This window comes from Dactylosporangium thailandense, assembly GCF_059739745.1.
Genome location: NZ_AP029195.1, coordinates 11,796,449 through 11,816,941, shown reverse-complemented (window position 1 = coordinate 11,816,941; position 20,493 = coordinate 11,796,449). Strand labels below are relative to the sequence as shown.

Sequence of the window (20,493 nt, the reverse complement as noted above, 5' to 3'; positions counted from 1 at the left end):
CGAACCCTACTCGGGTCGATCACCCCTCGTCGGATCTTCGCCCCGGTCGAGCGCGTCCCACATGTCGGTCTGCGGGTGCTGGCGGCGGGCCGGCGCGGAGGTGCGTTCGTAGCGCGCGCCCATGCCCGGCCACGAGCGGCCCGAGCGCACGGTGACCGCGCCGGCCGCGGCCACGACGAGGCCGCCGAGCACGCACAGCAGCGGCCAGGCCACCCGGACGTGGTCGCCGAGGGTCACCAGGGACGCGACGGCCACGCCGGCGCCGGCGACGACGAGCAGGACGCCGACCGCGAGCCGGGCGGCGGCCCGGGTGGCCAGCAGCGCGCCGGCGCCGGCGAGCCCGACGACGGCCAGCGCGGTGAGCCAGGGCGCGATCTCGGTGCCGGTGCGGTCGACCTTCAGCGGCGGCAGCGGGGCCGGCTGCACGGTGACGACGGTCTGCCAGGATCGGGTGGCGGCGAACAGTACGACCGCAGCCGCCACGGCGCAGGCCACCGCCGTGGTCGCCAGGCCCCGCCGCCCCGAGAGGTTCACCGGGCCGGCCGCAGCGTCTCGGCGGTCGCGATGGCGGCCAGCACCGCGGCGGCCTTGTTGCGTGTCTCCGTCTCCTCCGCGGCCGGGTCGGAGTCGGCCACGATGCCGGCGCCGGCCTGGACGTAGGCGGTGCGGTCGCGCAGCAGCGCGGTGCGGATGGCGATGGCGGTGTCCATGTCGCCGCCGAAGCCGAAGTACCCGACGACGCCGCCGTACAGGCCGCGGCGCGTCGGCTCGAGCTCCTCGATGATCTCCATCGCGCGGACCTTCGGCGCCCCGGACAGGGTGCCGGCCGGGAACGTGGCCGCGAGGGTATCGAAGGCGGTGCGGTCGTCGTGCAGCTCGCCGACGACGGTCGAGACGATGTGCATGACGTGCGAGTACCGCTCGACCGTCATGAACTCGGGCACCTCCACCGTGCCGGGCTTGCACACCCGCCCGAGGTCGTTACGGGCCAGGTCGACGAGCATCACGTGCTCGGAGCGCTCCTTGGGGTCGGCGAGCAGGTCGGCCGCGAGCGCCGCGTCCTCCTCCGGCGTCGCCCCGCGCCACCGCGTGCCCGCGATCGGATGCAGCAGTGCCCGCCGCCCGTCGACCTTCACGTGTACCTCGGGTGAGGACCCGACCACGTCGAAGCCGTCGAAGCGCAGCAGGTACATGTACGGGCTGGGGTTGGTCGTGCGCAGTACGCGATAGACGTCGAGGGGGTCGGCGTCGGTCGCGCGCTCGAAGCGCTGGGCGACCACGATCTGGAAGCACTCCCCCGCGCGGATGGCCTCCTTGGCGGCCTCGACCGCCTTCGGGTACTCCCCGGCCGGCGTCCGGCTCACCACGTCGCCGAGCGGCACCCGGTCCACAGTGGACACCAGCGGCGGCGTCGGGCGGGACAGCGCGGTGGTCATCGCGTCGAGCCGGCCGATGGCCTGGTGGTACGCGGCGGCGACCGCGGCGTCGTCGGCCCCGGCCGCGGGCAGCACCGCGTTGGCGATGAGCAGCGCGGCGCCCTCGAAGTGATCCAGCGCGACGAGATCGGTGGCGAGCATCATCCCGAGCTCGGGGTGGCCGAGGTCGTCGAGGGCGATCTCGGGGAGGCGCTCGAAGCGGCGGACGGCGTCGTACGACAGGAAGCCCACCAGGCCGCCCGACAGCGGCGGCAGGTTGAGCTCGCGCAGGTCGGCGTCGTCGGCGGTCAGCGCGGCGATGGTCGCGCGGAGCACCTCGGTCGGGGCCCCGTCGAGCGGGACGTTCGCCGGGGGCGCCCCGAGCCAGTGCGCGTGCCCGTCCCGCTCCACGAGGGTGGCCATGCTGCGGACGCCGATGAAGCTGTACCGCGACCAGACGGCACCCGCCGCGCCCGCCCCCTGCTCCGCGGACTCCAGCAGGAACGTGCCGGGGCCGCCCGCCAGCTTGCGGTACACGCCGACCGGGGTCTCGCCGTCGGCCAGCAGGCGCCGCGTCACCGGAACGACACGCCGGGTGCGGGCGAGCTCGCGGAAGGTGGCCTCGTCGGGGGCCACGGCGCCGGTCGTCATCCGGATACCTCCAGCGGGGTGTAGAAGCAGGTGTGGTTGCCCGTGTGGCAGGCGGCGCCGGTCTGCTCGACCGTGATCAGCAGCGTGTCGCCGTCGCAGTCGACCGCGACCGACTTGACGTGCTGGACGTGCCCGGAGGTCTCGCCCTTCACCCAGTACTCGTTGCGGCTGCGCGACCAGTACGTGGCGCGACCGGTCGTGAGCGTGCGGTGCAGGGCCTCGTCGTCCATCCACGCGAGCATCAGCACCTCGCCGGTGCCGTGCTCCTGCACGATCGCCGGCACGAGTCCGGCCTCGTTGCGGCGCAGACGGTCGGCCACTTCTGGATCAAGGTTCGACGGCACGACGGCAATTCTCCCGCACCGTGCAGACTCGGCAGTTTGGGGTCTATGGCTGCTGGTGTTGAGGGGGTACCTTGGCGGTGCGCCGCACGGAAGATCTGCGCGGTCGCCCACCCTTCCCCGCCTGCCGACGGCCACCCCCTATCCGTCTTCCAGGGGGCACCCCACCGCCGGCCATGCGGTCGTCGGTTGCGGGCGCCGCACGGCCTCCCGGCGTCCGCGACCCCTGCGCTGAGCCAACCAGCAGTCCGACCGGGAGGCTGCCCCCGTTCGGACCGAGCCGGACGGAGGACCCATGCACCCCAACATCACCCCGCCGAACGACCAGCCGCCCTCCTCGTCGTCGTCTTCTTCCACTCCAGAGGCGGACGCGCCCGCCGAGGCCGTCGTACCGGCGCCGCGCGAGCCGCTCGACGACGCCGCTCCTGTCGCCACTGCCCCTGCCGCCACTGCCCCTCCCGCCGCTGAGGAAACCGCGGCGCTCGCTGATGATCCGGCCATCTCCGTCGCGGTGCCGGACGACATCTCGGCCCTCGTCGAGACCACTGGGGTTGCGGATGCCGAGGTCGTCGCGGGCGACGACACTCCTGCTGTCACCGATTCGGCCGTCGTTGAGAGCGAGGCGGTGGAGGATGGCGCGCCGGGCTCGGATGGGGAGGTCGCGGAGAGCGACGAGCCGGTTGCGGCGGCGACGGACGTCGCGGTTGCGGACGAGGCACCCGCGGACGTGACGTCGGTGGCCGACGAGACCGAGGAGGGCGGCGCTGCGGAGGAGGCCGCGGCCTCCGACTCGCCGGCCGCGCTTGTGGTTGAGGACGTCGCTGCGGAGGAGGTCGGCGCTGCGGAGGAGCCGGTCGCCTCGGTCGACGTGGAGGAGAGCGACGCCACCGAGGAGCCCGCGGCTGAGGCCGAGACCGCCGACGAGCCGGAGGTTGAGGCCGCCGCCGTCGTCTCGGACGAGGCCACTGAAGCCGAGGAGCCCGTGGTCGAGGCCGAGACCGCCGACGAGCCGGAGGTTGAGGCCGCCGCCGTCGTCTCGGACGAGGCCACTGAAGCCGAGGAGCCCGCGGCTGAGGCCGAGACCGCCGACGAGCCGGAGGTTGAGGCCGCCGCCGTCGTCTCGGACGAGGCCACTGAAGCCGAGGAGCCCGTGGTCGAGGCGGAGGCGTCCGCCGACGAGGACGCGACGGACTCGGACGAGCCGGTTGCCGAGGCCGAGACCGGGGAGAGCGACGCCGACGAGCCGGACGCCGAAGCTGCCGTCGTCGTTTCGGACGAGGCCGCCGAGGAGCCCGCCGCCGAGGCCGAGGCCGAGGAGATCGAGGCCGACGAGGAGCCCGCCGCCGAGGCCGAGGCCGAGGAGATCGAGGCCGACGAGGAGCCCGCCGCCGAGGCCGAGGCCGAGGAGATCGAGGCCGACGAGGAGCCCGCCGCCGAAGCGGAAGCGTCCGCCGACGAGAACGCCGCGGACTCGGACGAGCCGGTTGCCGAAGCCGAGACCGAGGAAAGCGACGCCGACGAGCCCGCCGCCGAAGCTGACGCCGAGGAGATCGAGGCCGCCGAGGAACCCGCCGCCGAGGCTGACGAGGCCGAGGAGAGCGACGCGGTCGAGGACGTCGCGGAGGCCGCCGCGGCCGACGACGCCGATGGTGAGGAGGCCGCGGAGGAGCCGGCCGCCGAAGCCGACGCCGACGCCGAAGAAGGCGACGTGACCGAGGAGGCCGCCGCGGAAGCCGACGGCGAAGAAGGCGACGCGGCCGACGAGCCCGCCGCCGAAACCGACGCCGAGGAAGTTGACGCCGTCGAGGAGGTCGCCGCGGAGGCCGGTGACGCCGACGAGGCGGACGCCGAAGCTGCTGCCGACGAGGTAGTGCTTGTCGAGGACGACGCCGCCGCCGAGGAGATCGCCGTCGAGGCCGACGACGCTGCCGACGAGGACGTCGCCGAGGAGCCGGTTGCCGAAGACGTCGTGCTCGTCGCGGTCGAGGACGACGCCGAGGTCGAGGAGGCCGCGGCCGAGGCTGACGACGCTGCCGAGGAGGAGGGCGCCGCCGAGGAAGACGCGGCCGAGGAGATCGCTGCCGAGGAGATCGCCGCCGAGGCCGCGGACGAGGACGTCGCCGAGGAGCCGGTTGCCGAGGAGGACAGCGCCGAGGATGTCGTGCTTGTCGTGGTCGAGGCGGACGGCGACGAGGAGGCCGGCGAAGTCGTGCTCCTCGTGGCCGAGACCGACGCCGAGGACGCGGATGACGACGTCGTGGCCGAAGCCGACGACGAAGACGAGGACGCGGACGACAACGACGACGTCGTAGCCGAAGCCGACGACGAAGAGGACGAGGACACCGACGACCTCGTGGCCGAGGCGGACGACGAAGACGAGGACGGGGACGCGGGTGAGCCCGTGGCCGAGGCCGAGGACGACGAGGAAGACGACGAGGTCGAGGACGTCGTGCTCCTCGTCGCCGACGCGGGCGACGAGGAGGACGCCGGGGACGGCGTGCTGCTCATCGTGGCCGAGGACGAGGAGGACGAGGTCGAGGAGGACGACGAGCTCGAGTACGCGGCGGTCGCCCCGGCTCAGCTGCGCCCCGGCGACATCGTCGAGGAGCGGATCGTGCTCTGGAAGCGCAAGCGGGCCGACAAGTTCCGCACGCGCATCGCGAAGGCCGAGTCCAAGTTCGTCGACGACCCGGTGAAGGCGGTGGCCCGGGCCAGCGCCGTGGTCAGCGACGCGATCGAGACGCTCGCCGAGAAGCTGCAGGAGCAGCAGCACGCGCTCAACCCGAACAAGAGCTCGAAGCACCCCGACACCGAGTCGCTGCGGGTGGCGCTGCGGCAGTACAAGGACTTCCTGGAGCGGGTCCTCTCGCTCTGACCCAAATCCCAGCACAAGGGGGCGGACCGGGCAACCGGTCCGCCCCCTTGTCGCATCCACATCGTTGCCCGCGGTCGCGATTTCATCTACCGTTGATTTCATCAAGCGTTGAGTTCTTTATCCCTCCGCCAGGAAGGACCAACCACGATGGACAACGCGATCGAGGTCGAGCACCTCGTCATCGCGCGCGGCAAGCGGCGGGTGCTGCACGACTTCACCTGCGCCGTCCCCGCCGGCAGCGTGACCGGCCTGCTCGGGCCCAGCGGCAGCGGGAAGACCACGTTCATGCGGGCCGTCGTCGGCGTGCAGAAGGTCGCGAGCGGCACCGTCACCGTCCTCGGCCACCCGGCCGGGTCGCGGCCGCTGCGCGACAAGGTGGGCTACCTGACCCAGGCCCCCAGCGTGTACGCCGACCTGACCGTCCGCGAGAACGCGCGCTACTTCGCGTCGCTCTACGGCCTCGGCGCGCACGAGGCGGACGAGGCCGTCAGCGACGTGGGCCTGAGCAAGGCCAAGGACCAGCTCGTCGGCCGCCTCTCCGGGGGCCAGCGCGCCCGCGCCTCGCTCGCCTGCGCGATCGTGGGCAAGCCGCGGCTGCTCGTGCTCGACGAGCCGACCGTCGGGCAGGACCCGGTCCTGCGCAACGAGCTCTGGCAACGCTTCCACGCCCTCGCGAAGGCCGGCTCCACCCTGCTGGTGTCCAGTCACGTAATGGACGAGGCCGGCCGCTGTGACCGCCTGCTGCTGATCCGCGAGGGCCACCTCATCGCCGATCAGACCCCGGCCGCCGTACGCGCATCAGCCGGCACCGACGACCTCGACGAAGCGTTCCTCAGGCTCGTGCAGGCCCACGAGACCGAGACGGTCCACGACGCGACGAAGCAGAGCCGCGAGACGGCCGGCGCACACGAATCCACCGGCCACACGACCAAGGCGGGCTGATCCATGTCGCTGCGACTGACCTTCGGCACCGCCGGGCGCATCCTGCGCCAGCTGCGCCACGACCGCCGGACGATCGCGCTGATCCTCGTGGTCCCCACGGTGTTGCTCACCCTGCTGCGGTACCTCTACGACGACAACCCCCTCCTGTTCGACCGCGTGGGCCTGATCATGCTCGGGGTCTTCCCGCTCGTGATCATGTTCCTGCTCACGAGCGTGGCGATGCTCCGCGAGCGCACGAGCGGCACCCTCGAGCGGCTCCTCACCACGCCGATCGGCAAGGTCGACATCCTGCTCGGGTACGGGCTGGCCTTCGCCGTCGCGGCCGCGGTGCAGGCGGCGATCGTGTCGGCGCTCGCGTACTGGCTGCTGGGCCTCGACACCGCCGGCCCGGCGTGGCTCGTGGCCGTCATCGCGGTCGGCAACTCGGTGCTCGGCATGGCGCTCGGCCTGCTGGTGAGCGCCTTCGCCGACAGCGAGTTCCAGGCGGTGCAGTTCATGCCGGCCGTCGTGCTGCCCCAGGTGCTGCTCTGCGGCCTGCTCCAGCCCCGCGACCGGATGCCCGGGTGGATGGAGGCGATCAGCGACGTGCTGCCCATGTCGTACGCCGTGCAGGCCCTCACCGAACTGGGCACCCGCACCGAGCCGACCGCCGTCATGTGGCGCGACCTGGCCATCATCGTCGGCTGCGTCCTGGTCGCCCTGCTCCTCGGCGCGGCCACCCTGCGCCGCCGCACCGCGTAGCACCCGGTTGCGGCCGCGACCGGGCCGAACGCGCACCAGGTCCGATGCGCCCGGCCCGGGACCTGGGCGCATCGAACGCCGGCCGAGGAGCCCGCGCCGGCGCCGATCGACGCATCGAGGGCGCCGCCGCACCGGCCGAATAGGCTGGGCGCTGGGCGGGGCCGGCGGGCACCGCACGGTACGACATCAGGAAGAGGCATATGGCACGCACCGGACGACGCCCCGGCAACCAGGACACCCGCGAGGCGATCCTGAACGCCGCCCGCCAGGCGTTCGCGGAGCGGGGCTTCGACGGGGCGTCCATCCGGCAGATCGCGACCAGCGCCGGCGTGGACCCGGCGCTGGTGCACCACTACTTCGGCGCCAAGGACCGGCTGTTCCTGGCGACCATGGACGCCCCGTTCGACCCGGGCGAGGTCCTCCCGCAGGTCTTCGACCCCGGCCTCGACGGCGTCGGCGAGCGGCTGGTCCGCATGTTCGTGTCGGTCTGGGACTCCCCCGCGGGCACGCCGGTCGTAGCGTTGGTGCGCAGCGCGATGCAGCACGACTGGTCCGCCCGCATGCTGCGCGAGTTCCTGGTGAGCCAGATCCTGCGCCGCGCGACGCGGGCCCTGAACCTCGACCCCGCCGAGGCCCCGATCCGCACCTCCCTGGTCGCGTCGCAGCTGATCGGGCTCGCGATGCTGCGGTACATCCTCAAGCTCGAACCCCTCGCCTCCATGCCCCCCGAGGAGGTGGTGCGCTACGTCGCCCCGACCATCCAGCGCTACCTGGCCGACCCGCTCCCCTGAACACGGCTGTCTTCAGTCGTCCGCGAGGTCCGCGCAGTGCGTATCGCACCCCGCGGGGCCTACGAGCCGCCGCTCGTCAGTCGTCCGCGAGGTCCACTCAATGCGTGCGCACCCGCGCGTCCACGAGCCGCCGCTCGTCAGTCGTCCGCGAGGTCCACTCAATGCGTGCGCACCCGCGCGTCCACGAGCCGCCGCTCGTCAGTCGTCCGCGAGGTCCGCGCAGTGCGTGCGTGCCTGCGGGGTCAGCAGCAGCCCGACCATCGCGGCCGCGCACACGGCCGGCACGTACCGCAGCGACACCGGCGCGTCCAGCACCCACGCGAGCAGCGGCGTCATCGACCCCGCGAACGCCCAGAACACGAGGCTCGCCAGCCACGCCCAATGCTCGCCCCGCCGCACCCGCACACCGAGGAACACCAGGACCCCGGCCAGCGGCGACAGGAACAGCACCGCGTTGAAGAACAGGACAAAATCCAGATATCCGGTACCACCCTGAGCCACCGGATCCACCTGCATCCCCGACAGCAGCACGCCCAGGGCCATGAGCGCGAGCGTGAGCATGATCCCGCCCACCGCGTGGAACCCCGTCACCGCGACGCGCACCTGCATCGGCACGAATCGGCGCCCACCGGCTGCCATGCGCCCAATGTAGGCCATCCCCGGCCTGCGAGAACCCCCGACACATAGAGCCAGACGTGAATCGACCCGTTGCAAATCCTCGCAGATCTAATTTACGGCCCGTCGGGGTATAAATCCGATAAGTCGCGGCGCGCAGCGCCCGACTTATCGTTGAGCCAAGGCGCCTCCAGCACCTTCTCGAGTTCAAGATCCCGCTCCGCCCGCGCGCCTTCGGCCATCGCGGCTCAGGCCCGAGCCGCGCACAGCGCACCTACGCACCGAGCCAGACGCGCGCCGGAGCCCGAAGCCGGACCAAACGAGCCGCAGACGCCAGACGCACGCCGGAGCCAGCCACGCAACCGAGCCAGACGCGCGCCCAAGCCGCAGACGCCGAGCCGGAGCCGCAGACGCCGAGCCGGAACCGACGCCCGAACCGCAAGCGCGCCGAAGCGAGCCGAACGCGTCCGAACCGCAAGCGCGCCGAAGCGAGCCGAACGCGTCCGAACCGCAAGCGCACCGGGGCGAGCCGAACGCGTCCGAGCCGCAGACGCCGAGCCGGAACCGACGCCCGAACCGCCAGCGCACCGGGGCGAGCCGAACGCGTCCGAGCCGCAGAAGCCGAGCCGGAACCGACGCCCGAACCGCAAGCGCAGCGGGGCGAGCCGGGCGCGTCCGAGCCGCGGGCGCTGGGCCGGAAGAGCGCGCCGGGGCTGGGGTGATCGCGTTGGCGGGTGGGGTCAGGGCGTCAGCGGGTTTGTTCCAGCCACGAGGCGTAGAGGCGGGCGTAGATCGATGCCGGGTCGGTCAGCAGGGCCGTGTGCGGGCCGCGCTGGACGATGCGGCCCTTGTCCACCACGATGACCTCGTCCGCGGACTGGGCCGTGGACAGGCGGTGGGCGATCGCGATGGTCGTGCGGCCGCGGGTCACGGCGTCCAGGGTGCGCTGCAGGCGGACCTCGGTCGCGGGGTCCACGGCGCTCGTCGCCTCGTCCAGGACCAGCAGGTCGGGGTCGGCCACGTACGCGCGGGCCAGGGCCACCAGCTGCCGCTCGCCCACCGACAGGGACTCGCCGCGCTCGCCGACCTCGGTCCGCAGCCCGTCGGGCAGGGACTCCAGCCAGTCGATCAGGCCCAGCTCGGTGAAGGCGTGCAGCAGGTCGGCGTCGGTCAGCGACGGGCGGGCGAAGCGGACGTTGTCGGCGATCGTCGCGTCGAACAGGAAGCCGTCCTGGGGCACCATGACGACCCGGCTGCGCAGCGAGTCGAAGCGCAGGGTGTCCAGCGGCACGCCCGAGAGCAGCACGCGGCCCGTGCTCGGGTCCATGAGCCGGGTCAGCAGCTTCGCGAAGGTCGTCTTGCCGCTGCCGGTCTCGCCGACGACCGCGACGCGCGTGCGGGCCGTCACCGTCAGGTCGACGTCGCTGAGCACCTCGGGGCCGTCGGGGTAGGCGAAGTGGACGTGGTCGAAGCGCACGTCGATCGGGCCGTCGGGCAGCGTGCGGCCGTCCTTGCCCGGGTCGGCGACGTCGGGCTCGGTCTCGATGATGTCCAGCACGCGGCGCCAGCCGGCGATCGCGTTCTGGGCCTCGTTGAGCACCTCGGTGGCGACCTGCACCGGCTGCACGAACAGCGTGGCCAGGAACAGGAACGCGGTGAGCTGCCCGACCGTGAGGTGGCCGCCGACGCCGAGCAGGGTGCCCACGACGATCACGCCGCCGAGCGCGAGGCCGGCCGCCAGCTCGCCGAAGCTCATGCTGATCACGTTGTTGCTCTGGGCGCGGAACTGGTTGCGCCGCGCCTGCTCGATCGCGCCGTCGAGCCGCTCGCCGGTGCGGCGCTGAATGCCGTAGGCCCGCACGACCGGCGCCCCCACGACGCTCTCGGCGATCACGCCGAGCATCGTGCCGACGCTCTCGCGCACCTCGAGGTAGAGGACGCTGAGCCGCCGCTGGAAGAACCGGACCACGAACACGAGCGGGGCGAACGCGGCGAACACGACGAGGGTGAGCTGCCAGGAGTACCAGAGCATGACGATCGTGGTGACCGTGAGCTGGCCCAGGTTGACCACGAAGAGCAGGCCGCCGAACTGCAGGAACTGGCTGATCTGGTCGACGTCGCCGGTGACCCGCGAGACCAGCGCGCCGCGGCGCTCGGACTGCTGGTGCAGCATCGACAGATCGTGGATGTGCCGGAAGGTGCGCGCCCGGATGCCGGCCAGGGCCGTCTCGCTCACGGTGAACAGGCGCACGTTCATGAGGTAGGAGCAGACCATCGTGACGAGCAGCACCCCGGCGGTGACCGCCACGATGCGCGTGATCACGCCGAGGTCGGGGCCACCCGGCGCGCGGATGCCCCGGTCGATGCCCTGCTGGATGGCGACGGGCACGGCGACGCGGCCGGCGGTGGCGAGCAGGGCCAGGCCGAGCGTGCCGGCGAGCCCGGTGAACAGCTCCGGGGACAGGGCCAGGCCGCGGCGCAGCACCGAGGCCCGGGGGGCGGTCGCGGCGGGCGCGGTGGCGCTCTCGACGGTGGTCATGCGCTCAGGGTCTCCTCGTCCAGCCGGCCGTCGCGGTCCTCGTCGAAGCGCTGGGCGCCGAGCCCGGCCCCGCGCCCGTCGCGGCCGTCGTCCAGCCGGTCGCCGTCGAAGGCGTGCTCGCGCTCCCGCTCCTCCTCCGCCTTCTCGTAGGCGGTGACCAGGTCGGCGTAGCCGGGCGCGGTCTCCAGCAGCTCGGCGTGCGTGCCGCGGGCCACGACCCGGCCGCGTTCGAGGTAGACCACCTCGTCGGCGAGGGCGATCGTGGCCCGGCGGTAGGCGACGACGAGGATCGAGGCGGCCTGCGCCGGCCGGTCCGCCTGCGGCGCCGCCGGGGCCGGGCCGGACCCGGCGGCTCCGGTCACGGGCCGGGCCACGGCGCCCGGCGCCGACGAGCCGGACTCGAGGCCCGGGGACCCCGCGCCGGGGCGACCCGCGAGCGGCGTCTCCGGGGCCGGGGCCGGGGCCGGGGCGGAGCCGTCGTCGCGGCGCAGCGCGGCCAGGATCGCGGCCTCGACCCGCGGGTCGACGGCGCTCGTGGCGTCGTCGAGCACGAGCAGCCGCGGCGACCCGGCCAGCGCCCGGGCGATGGTGAGCCGCTGCCGCTGCCCGCCGGACAGAGAGGTGCCGCGCTCGCCGACCGTGGTGCCGAGACCGTCGGCGAGGTGCCCGACGAACCCGTCGGCCTGGGCCAGCCGCAGCGCGCTCCAGGCCGCCTCGTCGTCGACGCCGGGCCGGTCGAGGGTGATGTTGCCGCGGATGGTGTCGTCGAAGACGAACGGGACCTGCGCGACGAGCGCGGTGCTGCCGGTCAGCGCGTCCTGGTGCAGCTCCCGCACGTCGACGCCGTCGAGCGTCACGGTGCCGGCCGCGGGGTCGACGAGCCGCGCGGCGAGCGCCGCGATGGTGGACTTGCCCGAGCCGGTCGGCCCGACCAGCGCGACCGTGCGCCCGGCGGGGACGTCGAAGGTGACCCCCGTGAGCACGTTGGGCCCGGTGCCGGTCTCGTCGGTGTAGGCGAAGTCGACGCCCTCGAAGCGCAGGGCGGCCGGGCCGGTGCCGGCCAGGGCGGTGGTGCCGTAGACGGTGTCACCCTCGGCGTCGAGCACCCGGCGGATGCGTTCCCAGCCCACGACGCTGCGGGGCAGCTCGGCGAGGACCCAGCCGATCGCCCGGACCGGGAAGGCCAGCACGGTGAACAGGAACGTGACGCTGACGACCTGCTCGACCCCGACCGCGCCGGAGCGGTACCGATACCCGCCGACGACCAGCACCGCCAGGGTGCCGATGCTGGGCAGCGCGTCGAGGACCGGGTCGAACATGGCCCGCACCCGGCCGACCCGGATGGTGGCGTCGCGCAGCTGCACGGCCTTGGCCGCGAACCGCTCGGTCTCCGAGGCCTCGCGGCCCATCGTCTTGACGACCAGCGCACCGTCGAAGCTCTCGTGCGCGACCGCGCTGACCTCGGCCCGCAGCTGCTGGGCCCGCGCCACCCGCGGCGACATGCGCCGCGAATAGGCCACGTTGACCAGCAGCAGCGCGGGGAAGACGGCCACGCCGACCAGCGCCATCGCCCAGTCGGTGACGAAGAGGGAGGCGACCGCGGCCACGAGCATCACGACGGTGCCGACCGCGAACGGGAACGGGGCGATCGGATACCACGCCGACTCCACGTCCGCGTTCGCGTTGGACAGCAGCGTCCCGGTCGCGTGGCGCTGGTGCCAGGCCAGCGGCAGGCGCAGGTAGCGGCGGGTCACGGCCCGGCGATACTTCGCCTGCAGGTTGAACTGCATCGCGCCGGCGCCGAGCCGGCGGCCGAAGATGCCCACGATCTTGCCGAGGCTGACCGCGAGCACGGCCAGGCCGCCCAGCACGAGCGTGCCGGTGGCGACGCGGCCCCGGTCGAACGCCGGCACCACGAGCTCGCCGACCACACGCCCCGAGACGAACGCCGTGGCGATGGTCAGCAGGCTGAACAGCACGCTGCCGAGGACGGACCACACGAACATGTGAGGCTCGTCACGGACCGCGTGGCCGAGCACCCGGAAGCCCTTCGCGAGCACCTTGCCACTGGTCAACACACGCTCCCTGGTTCCGCGCCGGTAAGCGACCCGAGCGCACGACAAACCTTACCGACGAGGTACGACAATTTCGGGGCTAGCGTTATGCCCATGACTGCCTTCGCCCGTTCGGAGCGCGCGGCGCTCGCCGACGCCCTGCTCGCCGCCGGGCCGGACGCGCCCACGCTGTGCGAGGGCTGGGCGACGCGGGACCTGGCCGCACACCTCGTACTGCGCGAGCACCGCCCGGACGCCGCCGCCGGGATCATGCTCAAGGCCGCCGCCGGGCACACCCAGAAGGTGCAGGACGAGTTGGCCGCGGGCGATTACCCGGCGCTCGTGGACCGGGTGCGGCGCGGGCCGCTGCTGCTGCGCCCGTTCGACGAGGCGATGAACGTGACCGAGTTCTTCGTCCACCTCGAGGACGTGCGACGGGCCGCGCCGGGCTGGACGCCGCGCGAGCTTCCGCCGTCGTACGCCCAGGCTCTCGCCGCCCGCGCGAAGACCACGGCCCGCTTGTCCGCCCGCCGCTTCCCCGCCCGCATCGAGGTCTCCGGCCCCGGCGTGGAGCCGTTCACGGTCAACCCGAAGCGGGAGCCCGTCGTGCGGGTGTCGGGCGCGCCCGGGGAGCTGGTGCTGTTCTTCAGCGGGCGCCAGTCCGCCGCCGAGGTGTCGGTGACCGGCCCGGACGATCTGGCCGAAAAGCTCCGCGGGGCCCGGCTCGGCATCTGAAAGTACGACTGCTGGGTCTTGAATCTGGTTCCAGAGCACGCGTTCTGCGGCTTGCTCACGTTTCGGTTTCGGGTCTAGCCGGTAACGGGATCGACGGTTTACGGTCTGGTAACCGACGGACGTGACGGTGCTCACGGCCGGCGGCGTATTCTCCCGGACCGCCCGGAAGGCAGCCCGATCATGACCCAGACCCAGCGGCTCGTACTGCCGTACCGCTCGATCCCGGACATGTTCCTGCACCGGGTCGCCGAGAACCCCGACGCCCACGCCTTCGGCCGCCCCGCCCCCGACGACGCCGGGGACCCGATCTGGATGACCTGGCGCGAGGTCGACGAGCACGCCCGGGCCATCGCGGCCGGCCTGACCACGCTGGGAGTCGCGCCCGAGGACCGGGTCGCGGTGCTGTCGAGCACGCGGCTGGACTGGATCCTCGCCGACCTCGGCGTGATGCTCGCGGGCGCGGCGACGACGACCGTGTATCCCACGACCGAGCCCGAGGAGGCCGTGTACATCGTCGCGGACTCCGGCTCCAAGGTGCTCTTCGCCGAGAACCCCGAGCAGGCGGCGAAGCTCAAGGACGCGGAACTGCCGAACCTCACGCACATCGTGCTGATCGACGGGGCTCCGGACGGTACCGAAGCCAAACCGACGATGACCATGGCGGACCTGGAATCCGCCGGGCGCGCCGCGATCGCCGCGGACCCCGGGCTCATCGACGGCATCGTCGCGGGCATCGAGGGCGACCGGCTCGCGACGCTCATCTACACGTCCGGCACGACGGGGCGCCCGAAGGGCGTCGAGCTGCTGCACGCCGGCTGGGTCTGGCAGGGCAAGACGCAGCAGGACACGGGCGTGCTCACCGCCGACGACCTGCAGTACCTCTGGCTGCCGCTGTCGCACTCGTTCGGCAAGACGCTGCTGTGCGGGGTCCTGTACGTGGGGCTGCCCACGTACGTCGACGGCCGCGTGGACAAGCTCATCGACAACCTCGGCCGGATCCGCCCGACGCTCATGTGCGCGGCGCCGCGGGTCTTCGAGAAGGTCTACAACCGCGTGGTGACCGGCGCCCAGGCCGACGGCGGGGCCAAGCTCAAGATCTTCACCTGGGCCCTCAGGGTCGGCAAGCGCGCCTCCGCCGAGCGGCTGGCCGGCCGCGAGCCCGGCGGCCTGCTCAAGTTCCAGCTCGGCATCGCCGACAAGCTGGTCTTCAGCAAGCTGCGCGCCCGCCTCGGCGGCCGGATGCGCGCGATGGTCTCCGGCTCGGCGCCGCTCGCCCCGGAGATCGCCGAGTTCTTCTTCGCCGCCGGGCTGCCGATCCTGGAGGGGTACGGGCTCACGGAGACGTCCGCGGGCTCCTTCGTCAACCGGGAGGGCAAGGCGCGCATCGGCACCGTCGGGCAGGTCCTCGGCGACCTCGAGATCCGCCTCGACTCCGACGGCGAGGTGCTGCTGCGGGGCACGCCGGTGATGCGGGGGTACCACAACCTGCCCGACGAGACCGCGGCCGCGTTCACCGAGGACCGCTGGTTCCGCACCGGCGACATCGGCGAGCTCGACGACGCCGGCTACCTGCGCATCACCGACCGCAAGAAGGACCTGATCAAGACCTCGGGCGGCAAGTACGTCGCACCCAGCCACATCGAGGGCCTGTTCAAGTCGGTCTGCCCGTACACCTCCCAGGCCATCGTCGTCGGCCAGGCCCGCAACTACGTGACGATGCTCGTCTCCCTCGACCCGGACGCGATCACCGGCTGGGCCGCGGGCACGCCGCTCGCCGGGAAGTCCTACGCGGAGATCGTCTCCTCCCCCGAGGCCTTCGAGCTCGTCGACGGCTACGTGCGCGAACTCAACGCGAAGCTGAACCGCTGGGAGCAGATCAAGAAGTTCAGCATCCTCGGCCGGGATCTGTCCATCGAGGACGGAGAGCTGACGCCGTCGCTGAAGGTGAAGCGCCGGGTCGTGGAGAAGTCCTTCGCGGCCGACATCGACCGGATGTATGCCGGGACGCTCGCGGAGATATAAGGACCTCTATTCACACCCCACAGTGTCGTGGCCCCCGGGAACCGCCATCCCCGGGGGCCACGACGCGTAATCGCCCGGTCACGCGACCCGAGATCGACTTGGAGGCCGGGTGTACCGTGGTGAATGAAACGGAACGGCACCGACGCGGCGTGGTCCTCGTGTTCGCTCGCATGGGGTTCGCGCTTGGATTGGCCAGTCGCAGTCGTCTTGGTCTCGAAGTCTGCTGAGTGCGCGCACGCCCGCGCGAGCCACGCGCCTTGATCCTGGATCACGGCTCCGACCTGGAGCTTTCGGGCTCATTCGACGCGGCTGTCGAGCTCGATCGGCGCGACTGTCGAGCTTGTTGGGCGCGGACTGCGGCTCATTCGACGCGGCTGTCGAGCTCGATCGGCGCGACTGTCGAGCTTGTTGGGCGCGGGCTGCGGCTCGATCGGCGCGGCTTTCGGGCTTGGTCGGCGCGGGCTGCGGGCTCGTTCGGCGTGGGTTTTGGCTCTACCGCGCGGCTCGGCCGAGGTCCGGACCCGTCGCAGTCGCGCCGGGCCCGGAGCGCAAGCCAGGTGAGCGCCGCCTGCGTTGACCAAAAGAGCCGGCGCGGCCTTCGGGCTCGACCACGCGGCTCGGGCCGAAGCCCGGAGCGCAGGCCAGATGAGCGCCGCCTGCGTTGACCAAAAGAGCCGGCGCGGCCTTCGGGCTCGACCACGCGGCTCGGGCCGAAGCCCGGAGCGCAGGCCAGATGAGCGCCGCCTGCGCGCCGGGCCCGGACCGCGGATCAGGCGAGCACCGTCTGCGTCGACCAGGAGTGGCGGCGCGGCCGGTCCAGGTCGGTGCGGGCCTCCGCGAGCCGCCGCACCGCCTCGACCAGATCGGCCTCCGGGAGCGTGAACGGCAGCCGCATGAAGCGCTCCATGGTGCCGTCCGCGCCGAAGCGGGGGCCGGGCGCCACGCGCACGCCCAGCTCCTCGGCCGAGCGGGCCAGCGCGCTCGACACGGGCGCGTCGAGCTCGGCCCAGATGACCATCCCGCCCCGCGGCAGGACGAAGCGCCACTCCGGCAGCTCGGCCCGCAGCGCCGCGGCCAGGGTGTCGCGCTGGACCAGCAGCTGCTTGCGGCGCGCGGCCACGATCGTGTCGCGGCGCTGCAGGAGGCGCGCGGCCACGAGCTGGTCGAGCACCGGCGAGGCCATGTCCACGCCGACGCGCGCCGCCGCGAGGCGGGCGATCAACGGGGCCGGGCCGCGCACCCAGCCGATGCGCAGGCCGCCCCAGAAGGCCTTGCTCATGCCGCCGATCGTGAGCACCCGCGCGGTGCGGTCGAACGCGGCGACCGCCGGCGGCATCGCGGCGGCCACGTCCGGGTCGAGAGCAAGGTCCACAAAGGACTCGTCGATGATCAGGTCCGTGCCGGCGGCGTGGGCCGCGGGCGGGAGCTTCTCGCGCAGCGCGGCCGGCATCAGGTGGCCCGTCGGGTTGTGGAACTCCGGAATCAGGTACGCCACCCGCGCCTGAGCGGCCCGAACCGTCGACAGCAGCAGGTCGGCATCCCAGCCGTCGGGGCCGATGGCGTAGGAGCTGATCCTGGCCCGGCCGGCCAGGAACGCGCTCAAGGCGTTCGGGTACGTGGGGGTTTCCACGAGCGCGCGCTGACCCGGTGCGACCAGGAGGCGCAGCAGGAGATCCAGGGCCTGCTGGACGCCGCCGGTGATCATGACCTGGTCGGGGGCCGTGGGGAGGCCGCGGGCGGTGTAGGCGCACGCGATCGCCTCGCGCAGGACCAGCAGGCCCATGGGCTGGTAGCCGGGGCCGCACAGGTACGGCTCCAGGTCCGTCACCGCCTCCGCTGCGGCCGCCGCGAGCTCCGGCGGGGCCGGCATCGCGGCACAGCCCAGGTCGATCAGGCCGGCGTCGTCGCTCGGGGTCCACAGGCCCGACGTGCCCACCCGGTGCCCGGCCGGCAGCTCGGTCCAGCTGCCCGCGCCCCTCCGGCTCGACACGTGCCCGCTCTCGCGCAGCTCGCGGTAGGCGGCGGTCACGGTGGTCCGGCTGATGCTTAGCGCCGCGGCCAGCTCCCGTTCCGCGGGCAGCCGCACGCCCAGGGCCAGGCGGCCGTCGATGAGCAGGCCGCGCACGGCGTTGGCGAGCACCACGTACTCGGGCCGCTTCCCGCCCGGGCCGCGCACCCCGACGGCGACCTGCCAGGCGTTGAGCATGCGGGCCAGCTGGGCACCGCGGACAATCGCTGACAAAATTGGCCCCCTAAACGCGCTCGATTGGCCTCAGACTGGCATCAGTGGCCTCCGAGGGCAAGTCCAATTTCGCCATTGCGCCCAACAGCACACCGCCGAGGATCGCGGCGCCGCCCACGAGGTCGTACCAGTGGATCCTCTCGTGCAGGAACAGCGCCGACGACAGGATTGCGAACACCGGCGCCAGGGCCGCGAACGGCGCCACGGTCCCGGCCCCGTAGCGGCCGATCAGCCGCCCCCACACCCCGAAGCCGAGCAGCGTGCTCAGGTAGGCGATGTACGCGATCGCTGCGACGGCGACGAGGTCGAGACCCCGAAGGGCGCTCCAGACGTACGCGGGCCCGTCGACGGTCAGCGTCAGCAGCACCAGCGGCGGGGTGGCGACCGCGCTCACCCACACCATGAAGTTGAGCATGTCGGCGGCCGCGGCCTTGCGCATCGCGACGTTGGCCAGGCCCCAGGCCGCGCCGGCCGCCACGACCAGCAGGAACGCGCCCAACGGGCGGTCCAGGCCGAGCTGCGTGGCGATCAGCACGATCCCGGCCCCGGCCAGCACCACGCCGCCGACGCGCCTCGGGCCGGGGCGGTCGCGCAGCAGTACCGTCGCGAAGACCAGCGTGAAGACGACCTGGCTCTGCAGGACCAGCGCCGACAGCCCGGACGGCAGCCCGGCCGCCATGCCGGCGAACAGCAGCGAGAACTTCACCACCCCGAGCGCGATCCCGGTCGCGATCACCCAGCGCCAGGGCGCCTTGGGCCGGCCGACCAGGAACACCGCGGGCAGCGCGGCGACCCCGAAGCGCAGGGCGCAGAACAGCAGCGGCGACATGCTGTCCAGGCCCACGTGGATGACCACGAAGTTGACGCCCCAGATGACCGAGACCACGAGCGCCAGGGCGAGGTCGCGAGGTTTCATGGCTCGATGATTGGCCCCCGAACCGTGAAGCACCATCGAAAAGTACTGCATCCAGGTTTTAGCATTGCTTCATGCTTGACCTGTCGCGCCTCCAGGCGCTCCGCGCGGTCCAGACGTTCGGCACGGTCACGGCCGCGGCGGGCGCGCTGCACATCACCCCGTCGGCGGTCTCCCAGCACATCGCGAAGCTGGAGCGGGAGACGCACACCACGCTCGTGGAGAGGGACGGCCGGCGGCTGCGGCTGACCGAGGCCGGGCGGGTCCTCGCCGAGCACGCGGGCCGGGTCCTCGAGGCGGTCGAGGAGGCCGAGGCGGCGCTCGCCGCGCACCAGGAGACGGTGTCGGGGCGGCTGAGCATCTCGTCGTTCCCGACGGCGTGCCGGGGCCTGCTCCCCCACGCGCTGCGCCGGCTCGCGGCGGACCATCCGGCGCTGGAGCCGACGCTGCTGGAGACGGACCGGGAGGCGAGCTTCGCCGGCATCCTGCGCGGGATCGTCGACGTCGCGCTGATCGACGAGTGGCTGGAGATCCCGGTGACGTACCCGCCCGGCATCGCCAGCGTCGAACTGGGCCTGGACGTCGGGGATCTGATCCTGCCGGCCGGGCACCCCCTGGCGGACGGGGCCGGCCCGGTCACCCTCGACGAGGTCCGCGAGGAGCGCTGGATCGGCTCGACGCCGGGGACCGTCTGCCACGAGTGGCTGCTGCGGATGCTGCCCGGGCTGCGCCCGGCGATCCTGGTGAACGAGTTCGAGACGCAGCTGACGTTCGTCGCCGAGGGGCTCGGGGTGGCGTTCATCCCGCGGCTGGCCCGCACCGCCCTGCCGCCCGGGGTGGTCGCGCGCCCGGTGGCCCCGGAGGCGGCCCGGCGGGTGAGCGTCGCGTGGCGGGCGGCGGCCGCGACCCGGCCGGCGATCGGGGCGACCGTCACGGCCCTGCAGGAGGCCTGGGCGCTGCGCCCGGCTTCGGGTGATCTACCCGATTGGGTGATCGGCGGGGCCGGAATTCATGTGGTGTGAGGCAAGTTTTCCCAGGTCGTAAACCTGGGCCGGGCCCGGTTCGCGCCCATCGTTCATTCAGCGTATTCACTTCGGCGCGGATTCGGGCCGCCCCTTACATTCATTGGTATGGCCCTCTTCCGTTCCCGGACCGCGACCGGCGCCGGCATTCTGGCAACGGTCCTGCTGGTGCTGATCTTCGGCAACCAGATCTTCACTGAGTGGGTCGACCGGCACAGCGACGGTTCGACCGTTTGGGGCTTCTTCCTGCGCATGCTGGCCTGGCCGCGCTGGTGGATCAGCCCGCGTGACGGCTCCGGCAACGCCGCCCGGGAGCTGCTCGCCAACGACCTGCGCGCACTGCTGTTGATCCTGTTCGTCGCGCTGGTCCTCGCCATCTCCGCCAAGACGGTGGCCGGCGGCGGTGGCGCGGTCGTGGTGGGCTGGGCGGCGCTGATCTTCGGCGCCGCGCTCGCCGCGTTCACGACCGCGTTCATCATCGCCGACCCGACGATGCTCGGGGCGCTCAACGCCGCCGCGGCGGCGTCGGGCTACGGCCTGTTCGTCGGCTGGATCGTCGGCATCGCCGTCGCCGCCGGCAAGAAGGCCGGCTGAC

14 protein-coding genes and 2 pseudogenes are annotated in these 20,493 nt (G+C 72.9%); 8 read left to right on the top strand and 8 right to left on the bottom strand.

The features are described from left to right. Window positions 1-6 precede the first annotated feature (6 nt). From AC6JBM_RS53175 to hisI, 3 genes are read right to left on the bottom strand one after another with little or no spacing between them, the layout of a single operon-like run. A complete protein-coding gene (locus AC6JBM_RS53175; RefSeq protein WP_497981091.1) occupies window positions 7-534 on the bottom strand; it encodes a Trp biosynthesis-associated membrane protein in 528 nt (175 codons plus the stop codon). After that, window positions 531-2,066, bottom strand: coding sequence for an anthranilate synthase component I (locus tag AC6JBM_RS53170; RefSeq protein WP_497981090.1), 1,536 nt, complete (start codon window positions 2,064-2,066; stop codon window positions 531-533). Before AC6JBM_RS53170 ends, AC6JBM_RS53175 begins: the two co-directional genes overlap by 4 nt. Continuing rightward, on the bottom strand, window positions 2,063-2,410 hold the full coding sequence (gene hisI, locus AC6JBM_RS53165; protein ID WP_433609113.1) for a phosphoribosyl-AMP cyclohydrolase: 348 nt from the start codon (window positions 2,408-2,410) through the stop codon (window positions 2,063-2,065). Before hisI ends, AC6JBM_RS53170 begins: the two co-directional genes overlap by 4 nt. Before the next feature lie 292 nt (window positions 2,411-2,702). Here hisI and AC6JBM_RS53160 point away from each other — a divergent pair, with 292 nt between their 5' ends. From AC6JBM_RS53160 to AC6JBM_RS53145, 4 genes and pseudogenes are all read left to right on the top strand, one after another. After that, window positions 2,703-5,282 carry a hypothetical protein gene (locus AC6JBM_RS53160; protein WP_497981089.1) on the top strand — a complete coding sequence of 860 codons (2,580 nt, stop codon included), beginning with the start codon at window positions 2,703-2,705 and terminating at the stop codon, window positions 5,280-5,282. Window positions 5,283-5,429: 147 nt separating this feature from the next. After that, window positions 5,430-6,146, top strand: a pseudogene (locus tag AC6JBM_RS53155) (ABC transporter ATP-binding protein); the annotation flags it as partial. Between the two features lie 81 nt (window positions 6,147-6,227). After that, window positions 6,228-6,965 carry an ABC transporter permease gene (locus tag AC6JBM_RS53150; protein WP_497981088.1) on the top strand — a complete coding sequence of 246 codons (738 nt, stop codon included), beginning with the start codon at window positions 6,228-6,230 and terminating at the stop codon, window positions 6,963-6,965. A gap of 200 nt (window positions 6,966-7,165) precedes the next feature. Continuing rightward, the gene (locus tag AC6JBM_RS53145; protein ID WP_497981087.1) at window positions 7,166-7,756 is read left to right on the top strand and encodes a TetR/AcrR family transcriptional regulator; all 591 of its coding nucleotides are present in this window, start codon (window positions 7,166-7,168) and stop codon (window positions 7,754-7,756) included. A 198-nt stretch (window positions 7,757-7,954) separates the two neighbouring features. On the opposite strand, the gene AC6JBM_RS53140 is transcribed toward AC6JBM_RS53145, so the two are convergent. The 3 genes and pseudogenes from AC6JBM_RS53140 to AC6JBM_RS53130 all read right to left on the bottom strand — a co-directional run. Further along, on the bottom strand, window positions 7,955-8,395 hold the full coding sequence (locus AC6JBM_RS53140; protein WP_497981086.1) for a hypothetical protein: 441 nt from the start codon (window positions 8,393-8,395) through the stop codon (window positions 7,955-7,957). Between the two features lie 724 nt (window positions 8,396-9,119). Continuing rightward, the gene (locus AC6JBM_RS53135; RefSeq protein ID WP_497981085.1) at window positions 9,120-10,910 is read right to left on the bottom strand and encodes an ABC transporter ATP-binding protein; all 1,791 of its coding nucleotides are present in this window, start codon (window positions 10,908-10,910) and stop codon (window positions 9,120-9,122) included. Between the two features lie 104 nt (window positions 10,911-11,014). Beyond that, window positions 11,015-12,970 (bottom strand): annotated as a pseudogene (locus tag AC6JBM_RS53130) (ABC transporter ATP-binding protein); the annotation flags it as partial. A gap of 108 nt (window positions 12,971-13,078) precedes the next feature. Between AC6JBM_RS53130 and AC6JBM_RS53125 the strand changes: the two are divergent. Beyond that, window positions 13,079-13,699: a TIGR03085 family metal-binding protein gene (locus AC6JBM_RS53125; protein WP_497981084.1), complete on the top strand. Its 621-nt coding sequence runs from the start codon at window positions 13,079-13,081 to the stop codon at window positions 13,697-13,699. Between the two features lie 180 nt (window positions 13,700-13,879). Continuing rightward, entirely contained in the window at window positions 13,880-15,721 is a 1,842-nt protein-coding gene (locus AC6JBM_RS53120; protein WP_497981083.1) for an AMP-dependent synthetase/ligase, read from the top strand. A gap of 769 nt (window positions 15,722-16,490) precedes the next feature. On the opposite strand, the gene yczR is transcribed toward AC6JBM_RS53120, so the two are convergent. Together yczR and AC6JBM_RS53110 are read right to left on the bottom strand one after the other, a co-directional pair. After that, on the bottom strand, window positions 16,491-17,963 hold the full coding sequence (gene yczR, locus AC6JBM_RS53115) for a MocR-like transcription factor YczR (RefSeq protein ID WP_497981082.1): 1,473 nt from the start codon (window positions 17,961-17,963) through the stop codon (window positions 16,491-16,493). A gap of 10 nt (window positions 17,964-17,973) precedes the next feature. Next, a complete protein-coding gene (locus tag AC6JBM_RS53110; RefSeq protein ID WP_497981081.1) occupies window positions 17,974-18,879 on the bottom strand; it encodes an EamA family transporter in 906 nt (301 codons plus the stop codon). A gap of 71 nt (window positions 18,880-18,950) precedes the next feature. Here AC6JBM_RS53110 and AC6JBM_RS53105 point away from each other — a divergent pair, with 71 nt between their 5' ends. Together AC6JBM_RS53105 and AC6JBM_RS53100 are read left to right on the top strand one after the other, a co-directional pair. Continuing rightward, window positions 18,951-19,898, top strand: coding sequence for a LysR family transcriptional regulator (locus AC6JBM_RS53105; protein ID WP_497981080.1), 948 nt, complete (start codon window positions 18,951-18,953; stop codon window positions 19,896-19,898). Window positions 19,899-20,006: 108 nt separating this feature from the next. Further along, a complete protein-coding gene (locus AC6JBM_RS53100; RefSeq protein ID WP_497981079.1) occupies window positions 20,007-20,492 on the top strand; it encodes a hypothetical protein in 486 nt (161 codons plus the stop codon). The last annotated feature ends 1 nt before the right edge of the window (window position 20,493 follow it).